Source organism: Bacillus sp. CH140a_4T (assembly GCF_008923725.1).
Taxonomy (GTDB): Bacteria; Bacillota; Bacilli; order Bacillales; family Bacillaceae_G; genus Bacillus_A.
Window position 1 is genome coordinate 908,706 of the sequence record NZ_WBPF01000013.1, and the last position, 16,103, is coordinate 924,808.

The 16,103-nt window shown below is 36.9% G+C and carries 17 protein-coding genes; 4 read left to right on the forward strand and 13 right to left on the reverse strand.

The window, feature by feature from the left end:
* Positions 1-18: 18 nt before the first annotated feature.
* Together argH and F8162_RS13490 are read right to left on the reverse strand one after the other, a co-directional pair.
* Positions 19-1,407, reverse strand: coding sequence for an argininosuccinate lyase (gene argH, locus F8162_RS13485; protein WP_151633266.1), 1,389 nt, complete (start codon positions 1,405-1,407; stop codon positions 19-21).
* Entirely contained in the window at positions 1,404-2,609 is a 1,206-nt protein-coding gene (locus F8162_RS13490) for an argininosuccinate synthase (protein ID WP_151633264.1), read from the reverse strand. The genes argH and F8162_RS13490 overlap by 4 nt, the downstream gene beginning before the upstream one ends.
* A gap of 166 nt (positions 2,610-2,775) precedes the next feature.
* Here F8162_RS13490 and F8162_RS13495 point away from each other — a divergent pair, with 166 nt between their 5' ends.
* On the forward strand, positions 2,776-3,093 hold the full coding sequence (locus F8162_RS13495; RefSeq protein WP_151633262.1) for a radical SAM protein: 318 nt from the start codon (positions 2,776-2,778) through the stop codon (positions 3,091-3,093).
* Positions 3,094-3,121: 28 nt separating this feature from the next.
* On the opposite strand, the gene F8162_RS13500 is transcribed toward F8162_RS13495, so the two are convergent.
* Positions 3,122-3,316, reverse strand: coding sequence for a hypothetical protein (locus tag F8162_RS13500; RefSeq protein WP_151633260.1), 195 nt, complete (start codon positions 3,314-3,316; stop codon positions 3,122-3,124).
* Between the two features lie 858 nt (positions 3,317-4,174).
* Here F8162_RS13500 and F8162_RS13510 point away from each other — a divergent pair.
* On the forward strand, positions 4,175-4,837 hold the full coding sequence (locus F8162_RS13510) for a YitT family protein (protein WP_076540691.1): 663 nt from the start codon (positions 4,175-4,177) through the stop codon (positions 4,835-4,837).
* 32 nt (positions 4,838-4,869) lie between these two features.
* On the opposite strand, the gene F8162_RS13515 is transcribed toward F8162_RS13510, so the two are convergent.
* Positions 4,870-5,703 carry an EcsC family protein gene (locus tag F8162_RS13515; protein ID WP_151633258.1) on the reverse strand — a complete coding sequence of 278 codons (834 nt, stop codon included), beginning with the start codon at positions 5,701-5,703 and terminating at the stop codon, positions 4,870-4,872.
* A gap of 169 nt (positions 5,704-5,872) precedes the next feature.
* Between F8162_RS13515 and F8162_RS13520 the strand changes: the two genes are divergently transcribed.
* On the forward strand, positions 5,873-6,307 hold the full coding sequence (locus F8162_RS13520) for an NUDIX hydrolase (RefSeq protein WP_151633255.1): 435 nt from the start codon (positions 5,873-5,875) through the stop codon (positions 6,305-6,307).
* Between the two features lie 28 nt (positions 6,308-6,335).
* Here F8162_RS13520 and ackA read toward each other — a convergent pair whose 3' ends face one another.
* From ackA to F8162_RS13545, 5 genes are all read right to left on the reverse strand, one after another.
* Positions 6,336-7,529, reverse strand: a complete 1,194-nt coding sequence (gene ackA / locus F8162_RS13525) for an acetate kinase (protein WP_151633253.1) — start codon at positions 7,527-7,529, stop codon at positions 6,336-6,338.
* Positions 7,530-7,828: 299 nt separating this feature from the next.
* The gene (locus F8162_RS13530; RefSeq protein WP_000084361.1) at positions 7,829-8,815 is read right to left on the reverse strand and encodes a class I SAM-dependent methyltransferase; all 987 of its coding nucleotides are present in this window, start codon (positions 8,813-8,815) and stop codon (positions 7,829-7,831) included.
* A 199-nt stretch (positions 8,816-9,014) separates the two neighbouring features.
* On the reverse strand, positions 9,015-9,515 hold the full coding sequence (gene tpx / locus F8162_RS13535; RefSeq protein ID WP_098275937.1) for a thiol peroxidase: 501 nt from the start codon (positions 9,513-9,515) through the stop codon (positions 9,015-9,017).
* Between the two features lie 134 nt (positions 9,516-9,649).
* Entirely contained in the window at positions 9,650-10,042 is a 393-nt protein-coding gene (gene ytfJ / locus F8162_RS13540) for a GerW family sporulation protein (RefSeq protein ID WP_151633251.1), read from the reverse strand.
* 12 nt (positions 10,043-10,054) lie between these two features.
* The gene (locus tag F8162_RS13545; RefSeq protein WP_151633249.1) at positions 10,055-10,693 is read right to left on the reverse strand and encodes a DUF2953 domain-containing protein; all 639 of its coding nucleotides are present in this window, start codon (positions 10,691-10,693) and stop codon (positions 10,055-10,057) included.
* 205 nt (positions 10,694-10,898) lie between these two features.
* Here F8162_RS13545 and F8162_RS13550 point away from each other — a divergent pair, with 205 nt between their 5' ends.
* The gene (locus tag F8162_RS13550; protein WP_151633247.1) at positions 10,899-11,702 is read left to right on the forward strand and encodes an NAD kinase; all 804 of its coding nucleotides are present in this window, start codon (positions 10,899-10,901) and stop codon (positions 11,700-11,702) included.
* 107 nt (positions 11,703-11,809) lie between these two features.
* Here F8162_RS13550 and F8162_RS13555 read toward each other — a convergent pair whose 3' ends face one another.
* The 4 genes from F8162_RS13555 to F8162_RS13570 all read right to left on the reverse strand — a co-directional run bounded on the left by F8162_RS13555 (position 11,810) and on the right by F8162_RS13570 (position 16,096).
* Positions 11,810-13,378, reverse strand: coding sequence for an amidohydrolase (locus F8162_RS13555; RefSeq protein WP_151633245.1), 1,569 nt, complete (start codon positions 13,376-13,378; stop codon positions 11,810-11,812).
* Positions 13,379-13,465: 87 nt separating this feature from the next.
* Entirely contained in the window at positions 13,466-13,897 is a 432-nt protein-coding gene (locus F8162_RS13560; protein WP_151633243.1) for a VOC family protein, read from the reverse strand.
* An 89-nt stretch (positions 13,898-13,986) separates the two neighbouring features.
* Entirely contained in the window at positions 13,987-15,573 is a 1,587-nt protein-coding gene (gene mbcS / locus F8162_RS13565; protein ID WP_151633241.1) for an acyl-CoA synthetase MbcS, read from the reverse strand.
* A 328-nt stretch (positions 15,574-15,901) separates the two neighbouring features.
* Positions 15,902-16,096 carry an alpha/beta-type small acid-soluble spore protein gene (locus F8162_RS13570; RefSeq protein ID WP_151633239.1) on the reverse strand — a complete coding sequence of 65 codons (195 nt, stop codon included), beginning with the start codon at positions 16,094-16,096 and terminating at the stop codon, positions 15,902-15,904.
* Positions 16,097-16,103: the final 7 nt, after the last annotated feature.

A 16,103-nucleotide genomic window follows, 5' to 3' on the forward strand; every position in this document is an offset into this window, starting at 1 on the left:
TTCTGCCCTATAAACCAATCAACTTCCAACGAACTCTCTAACTAATCCTTTCGCCTTCTCCAAAGCTTTTTCAATTTGCTCAAACCCTGTTCCGCCAGCACTGTTACGACGTTTCACAGCTGCATATGGTGAAAGAACTTCATATAAATCTTCTTCAAATAACGAACTCATCTCTTTATACGTTTCAAGTGGTACATCTACTAAATAAATTCCTTTTTGTGTACAGTGTAGCACTAGCTTCCCAACAATTTCATGAGCTTGACGGAATGGTAGTCCTTTGTTTGCTAAGTAGTCAGCAATTTCTGTGGCGTTGGAGAAATCTTGCTTCACAGCTTGGCCCATTTTTTCTTTATTTACAGTCATCGTTTCAAGCATGCCGGCCATAATATGAAGGCACCCTTCTACTGTTTTTACTGTATCAAACATTCCTTCTTTATCTTCTTGCAAGTCTTTATTGTAAGCGAGCGGTAATCCTTTCATGACTGTAAGTAAACTAAATAAATTACCGTACACTCTGCCTGTTTTACCGCGGATTAGTTCCGCCATATCTGGATTTTTCTTTTGCGGCATAATGCTGCTTCCCGTTGCGTATTGATCGCTCATTTCAATAAATTGAAACTCTTGGCTACTCCATAAAATAAGTTCTTCGCAAAAGCGTGATAAGTGCATCATGAGCATAGATGAGTTACTTAGGAACTCCAGTATGAAATCACGATCACTTACTGCATCTAAACTATTTTCATAGATTCCATTAAATCCAAGAAGCTCTGCACTATATTCTCTGTCAATCGGGAATGTTGTCCCAGCTAACGCTCCTGCTCCTAATGGTGACATGTTAATGCGCTTTAATGAATCTTCATAACGATTTACATCACGCTCTAACATCCAAAAATAAGCGAGAATATGATGCGCAAATGAAATTGGCTGCGCACGCTGCAAATGCGTATAACCAGGCATAATGGTTTCAATATTATTTTCTGCTTGATGAACAAGAACCGTTTGCAATTGTTTTGTAGCTTTAATAATATGTTCTACTTTTTCTTTTAAATATAAATGCATATCAGTCGCTACTTGATCATTACGGCTTCGGCCTGTATGAAGTTTCCCTCCTACTTCGCCAATTTGTTCAATTAACATTTTTTCGATGTTTAAGTGAATATCTTCTGCTTCTACTGAGAATTGAAGCTTATTCTCTTTTGCTTCTTTTAATAAATACTGAAGCCCTACCTTTATTTTCTCAGCTTCTTCTTTCGTAACGATACCTTGCTTTGCTAGCATTGTTACGTGTGCAATACTCCCTTTTATATCTTGATTTACTAATTGTTGATCGAAGGAGATGGACGCTCCGAACTCCTCAACCCATGCTTCCGCTCCTTCTGTAAAACGTCCGCCCCAAAGTTTACTCACGCTTCCACCTTCTTTTGATTCACTTGGCTGTATACTTTCGTTGGTAAACCAAATAATGAAATGAATCCAACCGCTGCATCATGATTGAATTCATCCTGGGCAGTATATGTTGCTAGCTTTTCATCGTATAGAGAATACTCAGATTTACGTCCTTCTACAATCGCATGGCCTTTAAATAATTTCACACGCACTGTACCCGTTACGTTCTTTTGCGTTTCTTGTAAGAATGCGTTAAGCGCTTGTTTTAAAGGTGAGAACCATAAACCGTTATAAATAAGTTCTGTTATTTTCTGCTCAATCATCGGTTTAAAATGCGCTACTTCTTTTACGAGTGTTAAATCTTCAAGTTCCTTATGCGCCGTAATTAATGTCATCGCTGCTGGGCATTCGTATACTTCACGCGATTTAATACCAACAAGGCGATTTTCTACGTGATCGATACGTCCAACGCCATGTTTTCCAGCAAGTGCATTTAACGTTTTAATAAGTTCTGAAAGTGGATATGCAGTGCCATTTAAAGTAGTTGGTACGCCTGCTTTAAAACCGATTTCTACAAATTCTGGTTTATTCGGTGTATCTTCTAATGCTAATGTCATCTCATATGCATCTTCTGGCGGTGCTGCCCATGGATCTTCTAAAATCCCACATTCATTACTACGTCCCCATAAATTTTGATCGATTGAAAATGGGCTATCTAAATTAATTGGAATTGGTACATTATTTTCTTTTGCATAGGCAATTTCTTCTTCACGTGACCATTTCCATTCACGCACAGGCGCAATTACTTCTAAGTAAGGATTTAATGCTTGAATAGAAACTTCAAAACGAACTTGATCATTTCCTTTCCCTGTACATCCGTGTGCAACTGCAGTCGCCCCTTCTTGTTCTGCAATTTCTACTAATTTCTTCGCGATAAGCGGGCGTGATAACGCAGAAACGAGAGGATATTTCCCTTCGTATAACGTGTGCGCTTGCATCGCCATCAATGCATATTCATTTGCAAATTCTTCTTGAACATCAATCATATATGATTTAATTGCACCTACTGAAAGTGCCTTTTCTTTTACAAATGCTAAGTCTTTACCTTCCCCTAAGTCTAAACAAAGCGCGATAATATCATAATTCTTCTCTTGTAACCATTTAATTGCAACGGAAGTATCAAGACCTCCGGAATATGCTAATACCACTTTTTTCTTCTCCATTTTGCATCCCCCTAAAGAATAAATATTCATTTTCTTTTATAATAATTCACACTTTAACACCTTTCACAAAATGTATCAAGAGTCATTTTCAATTTTTTTCAAACAATTTCGTCGAACTTCTTTCTGTTTTTATGTAAAATATAATCAGGAAAACGGGGGTGAACTTATGGAAAAGTATTTCTTATACGATGAACATCTAGGAATTGAAATTCCGCATTTACAAGAAGACTGGGAAAATATCCCCGAAAAAATGCAGCATGCTATTTTATTGAAATGGGAACAAGTTCGCGGAAAGATTCCTGATCGAATAAAAGAACTCGAGCACTCTATTAATGCAAAACAGCATCATTTAAATAACGAAGAAGACTTCGAAATTTCTTGCAAACTGAATTCAGAAATTGCCGATCTCGCTTCCATCATTAATGACCTTTGGCTTTGGTATCGACTCACTCAAAATGTATCTGAGGGGAAAGCACACCAATGAAAAAAGCATGCCCCTCAATTACTTTGGGTCATGCTTTTTTGTCGTAACACGATTTACAATATATTTCTTGTGCTGTTTTTGCCAAACATACATCAAATGGACCGACTAATATACTTTTTTCTTTCGGCAACTTTACAAAAGCGACAAGCTCTTCTTCGTATTGAACCTTTTTCTTACATGAAATGCATGTTAATTCTTTTCTTTTGAACATGTCTTTTAGCATATCTTCTCTCTCCCTTTCATCTATCTATACTGATATAATCTCATAACAATTAAGACTTGTAAAAAAAAAATGAAACATTCTGAAACAAATTATTCATATACTATGTACAAAAGGAGGTCTCAATTTTATGCGAGCTTTCATTATTATCGCTTTAACTTTTTTAAGTGTGATTAGCTGGGATGCGTTTTTTAAAGATAAAGGTGACCAGAAAGATACAACTGAATAAACGCCATCTCTTTCTTACTTATTGGACAAACTTTTAAAAACTGTCCGATTTTACGAAATAACTTAGGCTTTTCTACAAAAATATTTAAACATAACAATTTTTGTAGATTCCCTCCGTTTATTGTCGGTTTCCATCCGCATACATTTTTTGAAAGTATGATATAATAATATAAATCTTGAAGGAAGGGATTTTGATATCATGATCGCTCGAAGGAGCATGTGGCATCGTATTGACGAATCATACACGTAGCGTATTTTTCAGCTCAGATACTTTAGTCTAGCGAAAAAAATACGAGAGTGGGGAAATTATGATTGCCCGAAGGATAATTTGGCAAAAAAAAGACTCTTCTTACACATAGCGTTTTGTTTAGGACTTAATTGTTACTAGCTAAACAAAACAAAGAAGAGCAGGATTGCTAAATGAAGAATCCTACTCCGCGTTTTGTTTAGTCGTTTTAAGACTTAAACTAAAACGAAGGTAGGGAGAATTGATGGACGAGAGGATTATTCGTTATTTCTTCAGCGACATATAGCGTAGTTAGTTTTTTTCGTAAACTAACTGAAGCTACATGTGAGCTCGTAGTTAGTTTACAACACAAAAAGGACTACTAACTACGGAAAGAAGGAATAACGATGAGGAACATCCAAAGTCGACAAATTATTAAAGAAGTTTTTATGGTTTTAATCGGTTCATTTATTTTAGCAGCAGCGCTATATCACATTCACTTCCAAAACCACTTAACAGAAGGTGGCTTTGTAGGAATTGCACTATTTATCCAAAATTTTTATGATATTTCACCATCTATTTCAACTGTAATCATGGATATCCCAATTATTTTACTATGTGCTTCATTTTTAGGTAGAAAAATGGTTGGCTACTCATTCCTAGGTTCCATTTCATTCGGAGTATTTTATTCTCTTATGGAGAATTATTCTCCATTTACGGTCGATTTATCAAATAATTTATTTATAGCTGCAGTAGTTGGCGGTGCATTAGCTGGTATTGGACTCGGTTTTATATTGCGATTTGGCGGTGCAACCGGCGGAGACGACATTTTAACAATTGTATTAAGTAAACGAACTCGTTTTACAATTGGGCAAATTTTCTTCGTCTTTGACGCGATTGTTCTTGCGCTTTCATTATATTATTTAAATTGGACAGAAATTGCTTTTACTATTCTTTCGATCGCCGTACAGGCAAAAACATTGGATTTAATTTATTATCCAAAAGCAGAGAAAAAAGCAGAAAAGCAACCAGTATCTATTCCAATGTCCAAAAAGCATGCAACAAATTAAAAAAAGCGAAAGGCTTCGGCCTCTCGCTTTTTTTACGCTCTTTTTTCATTCTCGACTATGTGGCGCACTTGATAAAATCTATTTGCAAATTCAGTAACGCTTCTTGTTAAACGATAGTTCACTGTAGACCCGATTGCCATTCCAATGACCGGAATACCTTGGAATAATTTACGACGAAGAGCATAAATTGAAAATGTTTTCAAAATTTGTTTTAACACAACTTCAGTAGAAGCTGGCTGTAACACCGCTTCGTCTCCTTCATAGAAGAATGAATCTTCTTGCTCTAGCTCTTGCAGTAAATTGTACCATGCGTATTGCTGAAGCCTTCCTGGTAGTAATGACGCATGAAACACCTTTAACGCAAGCATCATTTCATAAGGCTTGTTCACATCATGTCCAAATGATGTTGCAATAAGTTGAACAGCTTTCACATTTAACGCGATCATAACCGGAAAATCAGCTGTTAATAATAATAAACCTCCAGCACCCGTTGCTCCGCCTTGTACGAATGAATATAGACGATGTCTTGCTGTTTGCTGCTCTGCTATGTATGTTAACTGATCAATAGATAATGCTTTCAAATCTTCTAGTTGCTCAATCGATTCATTAAACAATCTCGATGTTCCTAAAATACGATTACGCGCATCTAACTGTGATTGTGAACTTTGAATCAATGCATGCAAATGAAAGAGCCATCCATCTGCTTTCGTAAAGAAATCTTTTCGTTTTTTCTCAGGCAATTTCGCAATTGTAGTATGTACCCATTTATCAAACATTTTTTGAAAATCAGTCGCTTCTTGCTCAACTAATTGCGATTCCCATTCTTTTATATTGTCTAAAATGGCTTGTTCTCGCTTCGATCGCATCGTAACAACCACCTCGTTCGATTTTTTTCTATTGTAACATATTTGCAAATATGCTTGTACATCGCATGCTTTTTATTTTACAGCAACAATCTATCCAAATATATGTTATCAATTTCTACTTAACTATATATAATCATCCTTATACAGAAGAAATAAGGAGTGATTATATATGTATCCACGTGCAAAAGCTTTTGGCATTGCTATACATCACGATCGCCTTCTCGTACAAGAATATCATACAGGCGATGAAACATATTACCGACCTCTTGGGGGTTCAATTGAACTTGGTGAAAAATCAGCACATACCGTTATTCGTGAGTTTCAAGAAGAGCTTCATACAGAAGTGGAAATCACCAATTATTTAGGCTGTTTAGAAAACATCTTTCATCTAGGTGAGGAAATTGGTCATGAAATCATTCAGCTATATTCTTTACGTTTATTAGACACATCACTATATGAAATGGAAATACTGAATATACAAGATGAACAAACAATATCATATGCAAAATGGATTTCCCTCACTGCATTCATTCAGAACGAAAAATCACTATATCCTGATGGGATTTTGAAATATATCCAACAGAAAAAAGACGAGATCCTATAGGATCTCGTCTTTCTTTTCATATAGTATATTAACCAATATCTCCAAGACGTAGTACGTCACGAGCGATCATAACTTCTTCGTCAGTTGGAATTACGATAATTTTTACTGGAGAGTGTGGGAAGCTGATGAATGCTTCTTCACCAAATACGTTATTACGTTTTACGTCGAAGTATACGCCCATGTACTCAAGGCCTTCTAATACGCGCTCACGAATAACTGCACTGTTTTCACCGATACCAGCTGTGAAGATGATTGCGTCTACACCTTTCATACGAGCTGTGTAAGAACCGATGTATTTGTGGATACGGCTTACGAATACATCAAGTGCTACTTTCGCACGGTGGTCGCCTTCTTCTTCTTTCGTGATGATGTCACGTAGGTCACTAGAATAACCAGTAAGACCTAACATACCACTCTTCTTGTTCAATACGTTAACTACTTCTTCTACTGTTTGGCCTGTTTTTTCCATGATGTATGGAATTAACGCAGGGTCAATGTTACCAGAACGTGTACCCATTGTTACACCAGCAAGTGGAGTGAAGCCCATAGAAGTATCGATAGATTTACCGCCTTCTACTGCTGCGATACTTGCACCGTTACCTAAGTGACAAGAAAGTAAGCTTAAGCTTTCAAGTGGACGACCTAATAATTCAGCCGCACGCTCAGTTACATATTTATGAGAAGTTCCGTGGAAACCGTATTTACGGATGCCAAATTTCTCATAGTACTCATATGGTAAGCTGTATAGGAATGCAGATTCCGGCATTGTTTGGTGGAATGCTGTATCGAATACTGCTACTGCTGGTACGTTTGGTAATACTTCTTGGAATGATTTAATACCAACAATGTTTGCTGGGTTGTGAAGTGGTGCTAAATCGCTTAATTCTTCGATATCAGCTAATACTTCATCAGTAATTAAAACAGAATCAGCAAATTTTTCGCCGCCGTGTACAACACGGTGACCGATACCGCCAATCTCATCAAGAGATTTTACGATTCCGTTTTCAGTTAATTTCTTAAGAAGCATGTTAACTGCTACTGCATGATCTGGGATGTTTGTAATTTCTTTTTGTTTTTCGCCATTTACAGTAATTGAGAAGACACTATCTTCTAAACCGATACGTTCTACTAAACCTTTTGTTAATACTGTTTCACTTGGCATTTCAAATAATTGGAACTTTAAGGAAGAGCTTCCTGCGTTAATCGCGATGATTTTTGACATCTAGTCTTTCGCCCCTTTTTCTCTTGGTAGTTGTGTGGATATGTCCACAAACCGCTCGATTTTATCTAATTAAATTCACTCAATATGAAAACGTTTCATCATTAGTAAATTTTATACTCACGATTTTAATTTAAACATCGTCCGACATATATTTCAAGTGAAAAAATTGTAACACCAAGAAAAAATATATATTACAGATTTCAAAAAAATTCAGTTTAATCTAGTATATATTTAAAAATATGACATATCATATAAAACTGTACTACATGAATTACTAACCCTGTTACATATACCTTGCCTTATTTGTGGGTTGCAAACCAAGTATTTAATTGATCCATAATGTTCTCCATCGCCTTCATGTTGGAGAATTTAGGTAACTCCACTAATAACGCCTGTTTTGGCATTGTTACACTAGGACCTTTCTTTTGGAGAACAAATATACTTTTTGCATTTTTCTCGTTTTTAAACATGGAAACAGGTAGCTGTAATAGCCCTTGAATAAAACACGTTTCTTTAATAAACGCATGTAATTTTGGCGCTTGATCACTTTCAAAAATGAAGTTTGGTACTAGGAAGAATAAGTATCCGCCTTCTTTCGTATGTTTCACACTTTGTTCAATAAATAGGTGGTGGGCATACGACATTCCTTCATCTGCTTTTAACTTATATTCACTTGCACCGATTTCATTTGGATAGTAACCAATCGGTAAGTCTGAAATGACTGCATCAACCGGATCGATATAAAGTGGCGCTAGTCCATCTTGATGGAAGAATTCGATTGCATGCTTTTGTAAATTCGCATTTACTAAAGCAAGTTTAATTAGCACTTCATCCACTTCTACACCAAATCCACTCATTGCTAGTCCTTCTTTGGCGCTATTAAACACTGTAGTCATTAAGTTACCTGTTCCAATTGCAGGGTCTAACACAGTAATTTCGTTTTGACCTTGCATAAATTTATGGAATAAGTAGCTCATGAACATGCCAACTGCATCAGGCGTCATTTCGTGATTCGCTTGTACGCCTTCTTTCATTCCTTTTAAAATGGCTAACTGAAATGCTTTACGAATTTCTTCACCTTTATATGTTTCTTCATTAAACGTACTATATTCACGATTCAGCCTTTCAATTGCTGATTCGGATAATTCCTCTTGTAAAATTGCTCCTTCAAACAAGTTATCACCTGTTTCTACAAGCGCCTCTAAATATGTTACATCTAATTCTTTACGTAAAACTACCGCAGAAGAATCAAAAATAGAAAATAATGTTTCTACTGTCTGACTCACGTACATTCCTCCTTCTCTCTTTTACACATAACTTATATCATACCACAAAGTGTTTTTTTCCAAAAAGAAAAAGCGACCTCCTGCAAAGAGCTCCCCTTTAAGTTATATATGATATAACGTTTTTTCTCATATATTGGTACCATTACGCAGCAATATATGAGAAAAAACGACCTCTTTATAAGAGGTCATTTCCTTCACATTATTTTGCCGATTTAGCTGCTTCTAATGCTGCTTCATAGTTTGGATGGCTTGTACCTTCGCTTACGTACTCTGCGTAAACTACTTTGTCGTTGCTATCTACTACGAATACTGCACGAGCAAGTAAACGAAGCTCTTTCATTACTAAGCCGTAAGCTTCACCGAATGAAAGGTCGCGGTGGTCAGAAAGTGTTACAACATTTTCTAAACCGTTTGCTGCACACCAGCGTTTTTGAGCGAATGGTAAGTCAGCACTAATTGTTAATACTTTCGCGTTTTCAATACCTGCTGCATCTTGGTTAAAACGACGTGTTTGTGCATCACACACACCTGTGTCGATTGAAGGTACAACACTAATTAATTTTACTTCGCCTTTGTATGTTTCTAAACTTACTGGAGATAAGTCATTTGCTAATACTTGGAATTTTGGCGCTTGATCGCCAACTTTAACTTCTGTTCCAACTAAAGTCATTGGATTACCTTTAAAAGTTACGTTTGCCACTTGAAAATCCTCCCTTATTTAAACAAAATATGTACAATGTAAATGATAGTTTGTCCCTATTGATAATGCAAATAAAATCGCTTTATTTATAAAAAAAATAAAGAAGCTAATCCATTGATCAGCTTCTTTATTTGTTAAATTTGAAATTCAGGATCTTCTTCTTTTCGTTTATCCATCATTTCCTTCACTTTATCAACAGCTTGTGGCGCTAATTCAATTATTTTATCGATGACGTGTGTTTGCTTATCTAAATGCAATACTTTTACACCGTCTCCATTTATAACAAGAAAAGCAACAGGATTAATAGAAACTCCTCCACCACTTCCCCCGCCAAATGGATGACGGCCTGCCTGTTCTTTACCAAATTCACTTCCACCAGCGGCAAATCCGAAACTAACTTTCGAAACGGTAAGAATTACACTTCCATCTGCCGCTTTAATCGGATCACCAACAATTGTATTTACATCAGTCATTTGTTTTAAATGCTGCATTGCGGTTGTCATTAAACCTTGAATTGGATGGTCCATTCTATATCCCCCCTATGCTTGAACAGATTTTTCTGTCATACCTGATCTTTGCTTTCTCATAAAAATGAGTAATTTTACCGCTGTTTTTACAGTACGGAATATACGAAAGGATGCTGTTAATTCACATCGTGACGCAAATCCTTTCCCTTGAAAAACAGGGGTAATTTCAAATTCTGGTACATCGACAATATGCATATATTGTCCTACAACTCCAGCAGCCATTCCTTTTGTCCCCCATGCATACCCAGTGAGAATTCCAGTACTAGCTGCATCACCTGCACCAATTTGCGTATGCCATCTCCAACCATTGATTTTCACTCGTTTGAGAAAATCTTTAACAATAGTATGAACTTCTTGCAGCTTTTTTATCAGCTCTCCCATACTATCAAGTTGCGCCATAATTTTATTATCTAATCCCCCATCCTCTTCAGCCTTCTTGATTTTTTGTCCCGTCTTCTTCTGTTGCTTTTCAATTCTTTCCAACACATCGAATGTATATCGAATCATCCATATTTTCACTTGAAACAAACATTGCTTTTCCATTTCTGAATATAAAAATGTCACTTTAAGCTTTATTTTCGACAATAGTATAAGCAAAATAAAAAGGAGAAGAATTATTATTCCAATTACGAGCCACTTCATACGTATCATCCTTTCACTCCGTACCCATTATCGACAAGTTTATTCATCATTAAACAGAATTCCATAAGATTGAATATAAAAATTTTTCTAAAAATAAAAAAGGATTTTGACATTTTATATCGAAATATATTATTTGAACATATCGTCGGGGAACGTATTCTGATGATATGTAGCACGAAGAACAGAAAATTTAACTGCAGTGGAGGGATACATAATGGCAGATCGTCGCAATTTATTTTTCTTTTATGGTGATGATAAAGCAACGCTAGTTGAAAAAATGAAACCAATCTATCGTATTTTAGAAGAGAATGGATTCACCATATTAGATCATCCAAAAAATGCAAACGCTATCGTCAGTGTTGGAGATGATGCAACTTTCTTACAAGCCGTTCGTAAAACTGGTTTTAGAGAAGATTGCTTATACGCAGGGATTTCTACGAAAGATGAAATTTCGTTCTACTGCGATTTCCATATTGATCACGTTGATACAGCCCTTCAAGAAATTACAAAAAATGAAATTGAAGTGCGAAAATACCCAACAATTCAGGTAGATGTAGATCACGGTACATCTTTCCATTGTTTAAATGAGTTCTCATTACGTTCTAGCATTATTAAAACATTCGTTGTAGATGTTCACGTTGATGATCTATATTTCGAAACATTTAGAGGGGACGGTTTAGTCGTTTCTACCCCAACAGGAAGTACCGCTTACAATAAATCGTTACATGGTGCGGTTGTTGATCCGCTTATCCCATGCTTCCAAGTAAGCGAACTAGCATCATTAAATAACAACACATACCGTACGCTTGGTTCACCGTTCATTTTAAATCACAAGCGTACACTAACTTTAAAACTAAAACCAAACGGTAACGATTATCCTGTTATCGGTATGGATAATGAAGCGCTTAGCATTAAACAAGTGGAAAAAGTTGTTGTACGCTTAAGCGATAAACAACTTAAAACAGTTAAATTAAAAAACAATTCCTTCTGGGAAAAAGTACAGAGAACGTTTTTATAGCATGAAAATAACCGCCGAATTATGGGATTCCATAATTCGGCGGTTATTTATTTCTCTCGCTACCGGCCACTATTCTTGTTAGCTTTTTTCGGTAAGTCGATATATTTTCACGCGTCTTTCCTATACACAATCTTTCCATCAATTACGGTCATTTCTGCTTGTACTTCTTTTATTTCTTCTGCCTCTATTTCAAATATGTTTCGGTCTACTATCGTAAAGTCTGCCTCATATCCTTCTGCTATTTTTCCTCGCTTCGCTTCTTTTCCGATTGCATAGGCACTTCCTGTTGTAAATAAAGAGACAGCCTCATATACTGTTAATCTTTCCTCTGGCATATAGCATACGCCGTCAATAAAACTTCTGCGTGTAACAGCACTATATATGCCTAAAAACGGATTCACTTGTTCAATTGGTGCGTCAGATCCACCGTTGCAGTGTAATCCTGCTTCCAGTAACGTCTTCCAAGCATACGCATAACGAAGACGATGCTCACCTAGCTTTTCAATGACTGACGGGAAATCTGATGAAACAAAGACCGGTTGTATATCAATAATGGCTTGCAAGTTTTTCATTCTCTCAATCAACTCTTCACGAGCAAGTTGACAATGAATAATGCGGTCACGTAATCCTTCTGCTGGTGGATATAATTCAAGTGCATCAATGACATATTCTAGCGATAAGTCACCGATTGTATGAATCGCTACTGGCATATGTAAATCTCGTGCTTTTTTCACTAACTCTGTAAGCTCTTTGCGTGAGAAAATCGCAACTCCATTTGTTTCCTTCGCATCTTCATACGGTTCACTTAATAAAGCTGTTCTTCCGCCAAAAGAGCCATCAGAAAAAATTTTCATCGCCCCAAATTCAATATAATGCTCATTTTCATATTCTTTTCGTTCATGTGCTACTTCATGGTGAACGAGTAAATGTGCTTTAAATGGCATTTCCTTTATAACATGAGAAAAAGCATTGTGCGTTTTTCTAAAACCACCGTAATAATTTAAATCTTCCGTATGCCCGCCAACGAGTCCATATTGCCAGCAGTCTTTAATCGCTGTTTGCAGAGCTCTTTGTAAATAAGCTTCATCAATTTCTGGCTGCACATGTTTCATTAACTCTTGCCCTTGTTCATATAAAAGCCCTGTTAACATATTTGATGAATCCCGGCCGATTTTCCCGCCTTTCGGGTCTTGCGTCATTTCTGTTATGTTCGCTTCTTGCAATATGTATGAGTTCACCCATGTAACGTGGCGACACACTCGTTTTAATAAAATCGGATGTTCTTCAGAGATTTCATCTAGATCACGTACGTGAACTTGTTTTGTATCTGTAAAGTTATTTTCATTCCAGCCTTCTCCAATAATCCAAGAACCTTTTGGCGCTTCTTCTACTCGTTTCTGAACGAGAGTAAGCATCTCGCTATAAGATGTACAATTTGATAAATCTAGACGAAGTAACCTCTCCCCATGACCAATAAGATGCATATGACTATCAACGAGACCTGGGATCATAGTTTTCCCTTTTAAGTCACACAGCTTCACGTCTGAATATTTGCTTGCTAACTCTTCCTTACTTCCAGTATCAACAATCATGCCATTTTCAACATAAATGGCTTGTACTTTTTCATTCTCTTCTCGCATCGTATAAATGGTGCCGCCATACCAAATTTCTCCCATATGCTCATCTCCTTTTCCCTTTAGTCTACGAAATTCGTTCGTATAAAAAAAGCACCATTTCGATTAAAAATGGTGCTTTTCCAAAAATTAATTTTGTTCAGTAGGATTCGTTGTAATTTGCCATTCAATGCTAAATTTATCTTTTAGTTGTCCGTATGCTGGGCTCCAGAATGTTTCTTGAAGTGGCATAATAACTTCTCCACCTTCTTGTAACTTTTCGAATACTTCTTTCGCTTTTTCTGCATTACTAATTTGAATTGCAATTGTTACTTGAGATCCGATTGCTTGCCCTTGACCTGGGAATGTATCAGAAATCATAAGTTTCGTATTACCAACTTGTAAAGTAGCATGGGCAACGCGCTCTTTTGCCTCAGCTGGAATTGGGTATTCTGGATTTTCAGGCATCTCACCAAAAGTTTGCATGATTTCTACTTTTGCATCTAACGCCTCTTTATAAAGTTGTACAGCCTCTTGTCCACCACCATCTAAAACTAAGTACGGATTAATACCTAAAATCATACGGACACCTCTTTTTTAATTTATAAAATCGAACTAATGTTCGTTTTTATCTTATCATTGTTTGCCATTTCATTCAACTATTTTCGAAATTATTTTGAAGGAATCTCCATCTCTTGTTTTCTAAGTTCAATACGGCGAATTTTTCCAGAAATCGTTTTTGGTAGTTCATCTAAAAATTCAATTTTGCGAGGGTATTTATATGGTGCAGTGAGTTCCTTGACGTGTTGTTGGAGTATTGGAATTAATGTTTCTTCGTTCTTTTCTATATTCTCTCTTAATACGATAAATGCCTTCACGACACTTCCGCGAATTTCATCAGGACTTGCGACAACTGCGCACTCTCTTACGTAAGGATGTTTTACAAGCGCATCTTCGACTTCAAACGGTCCGATTGTATAACCAGAGCTAATAATAATATCGTCTCCGCGTCCTTCAAACCAGAAATAGCCGTCTTCATCTTTCTTCGCTTTATCACCGGTAATATAATAATCACCGCGGAATTGCATCGCTGTGCGCTCATCGTCTTTATAATATTGTTTAAAGAGGGCTGGTGTTTCAATGTGAACAGCGATATCACCAACTTCTCCTATCTTTACCGGCATGCCTTCCTCATCTACAATATCAACGTGGTTGCCTGGTGTTGGTTTTCCCATTGATCCTGGTCTAATATCCATCCCTTTCATTACACCAACAAGCAATGTATTTTCCGTTTGTCCATAGCCGTCTCTTACTGTAATATTAAAGTGCTTTTGGAACGTTTCAATGACTTCTCTATTTAACGGCTCACCTGCGGATACAGCGCTATGTAACGCCTCTAAATTGTATTCACTTAAGTCTTCTACCTTTGCCATTAATCTATACTCAGTCGGCGTACAACAAAGCACGTTCACCTTATTATTATCTAATAAATTTAAATACGTTTTTGGTTCAAACTTACCGTGGTATACAAATCCTGTTGCGCCTGATCCGAGAGTTGCTACAAACGGGCTCCAAATCCACTTCTGCCAACCTGGACTAGCTGTCGCCCACACAACATCATTCTCTTCAATTCCGAGCCAGTTTGGAGCGCTCGTACGTAAATGAGCATATGCCCATGCATGTGTATGAACAACACCTTTTGGATTTCCTGTCGTCCCTGACGTGTAAGATAAAAAGACCATATCTTCTTTCTCTGTCTTCGCCATTTCTAACAGGTCACTTTCTGTTTCTAACGCTGTTTTTAAATTAATCCATCCATCTACTGACCGCTCGCTCAGAACGAATTTTTGAAGAGATTCCATCGCTTCTATATCGTCAAACTGTCCAATGTATGGCTCATAGCTTACGATTGCTTTTACTTCCCCGTGCCCAATGCGATATTCTATATCCTTTTTGCGCAACATTTCCGAACTCGGAATTACGACAAATCCTGCTTTAATCGCAGCGATATACGTCATGTATGCTTCAATTAAACGCGGCATCATAATGAGGAGCTTGTCCCCTTTTTGCAGACCACTCTTTATAAAAGCGTTTCCAATTTTATTCGCACCTTTCATTAACTCAGCGTATGTAACTTCTCGTCTATTCCCTTTATCATCTTGCCAAATTAAAGCAAGCTTCTCTTCATCACCTGTATATTTCTCTATTTCAGAAACTAAATTATAAGACGCTGGCGCCAACAATTCTTCTCTCTTCATACAATATCCTCCTCCATTTCTATGCCTCCCTTATATAATAAAGAATTTTCAGTTAATTTTGAACCCTCTTCTTTTGACAAATTTTTTATGTCTATGTCGAAATAAAGTGAAACTTTAATCAGTGGGGGTTTTCTTCATCCCCCACTGATTATTAGCCCTCACCAATCGGACTTTTATGGGCAGTTGATCCCCCACCTAACTTCTTTGCTTTCGCTGAATTTTGAGGTGGGGGTCTTACTGCCCATTAAAGCGGGATAAATGTATAATGTGCAAACAACAAAAAGAAAGAGCGGGAGAACCCGCTCTTTCTAAGCCATCATATATGGGATTATTTTTGGAAACCGCCTAATTGTTGCTCAGCTAGTGAAACTAGACGTTTAGTAATTTCGCCACCAACAGAACCGTTAGCGCGAGCTGTTGCATCAGCTCCAAGTTGAACACCAAACTCTTGAGCGATTTCGTATTTCATTTGATCTAATGCTGCTTGAGCACCAGATACTGCTAATTTATTTGTGCTTGCCATGTTGTAT

Coding starts and splice junctions, on each gene's coding strand:
- F8162_RS13555 (WP_151633245.1), bottom strand. CDS start 13,378: ATGGGAGAAATTTGGTATGGCGGCACCATTTATACGATGCGAGAAGAG.
- F8162_RS13515 (WP_151633258.1), bottom strand. CDS start 5,703: ATGCGATCGAAGCGAGAACAAGCCATTTTAGACAATATAAAAGAATGG.
- F8162_RS13550 (WP_151633247.1), top strand. CDS start 10,899: ATGGCAGATCGTCGCAATTTATTTTTCTTTTATGGTGATGATAAAGCA.
- mbcS (WP_151633241.1), bottom strand. CDS start 15,573: ATGAAGAGAGAAGAATTGTTGGCGCCAGCGTCTTATAATTTAGTTTCT.
- F8162_RS13490 (WP_151633264.1), bottom strand. CDS start 2,609: ATGGAGAAGAAAAAAGTGGTATTAGCATATTCCGGAGGTCTTGATACT.
- ackA (WP_151633253.1), bottom strand. CDS start 7,529: ATGTCAAAAATCATCGCGATTAACGCAGGAAGCTCTTCCTTAAAGTTC.
- F8162_RS13510 (WP_076540691.1), top strand. CDS start 4,175: ATGAGGAACATCCAAAGTCGACAAATTATTAAAGAAGTTTTTATGGTT.
- F8162_RS13520 (WP_151633255.1), top strand. CDS start 5,873: ATGTATCCACGTGCAAAAGCTTTTGGCATTGCTATACATCACGATCGC.
- F8162_RS13500 (WP_151633260.1), bottom strand. CDS start 3,316: ATGCTAAAAGACATGTTCAAAAGAAAAGAATTAACATGCATTTCATGT.
- F8162_RS13545 (WP_151633249.1), bottom strand. CDS start 10,693: ATGATACGTATGAAGTGGCTCGTAATTGGAATAATAATTCTTCTCCTT.
- ytfJ (WP_151633251.1), bottom strand. CDS start 10,042: ATGGACCATCCAATTCAAGGTTTAATGACAACCGCAATGCAGCATTTA.
- F8162_RS13560 (WP_151633243.1), bottom strand. CDS start 13,897: ATGATTTTAGGTATTAATCCGTACTTAGTTTTAGATGGTGGTGGACAA.
- F8162_RS13570 (WP_151633239.1), bottom strand. CDS start 16,096: ATGGCAAGCACAAATAAATTAGCAGTATCTGGTGCTCAAGCAGCATTA.
- F8162_RS13495 (WP_151633262.1), top strand. CDS start 2,776: ATGGAAAAGTATTTCTTATACGATGAACATCTAGGAATTGAAATTCCG.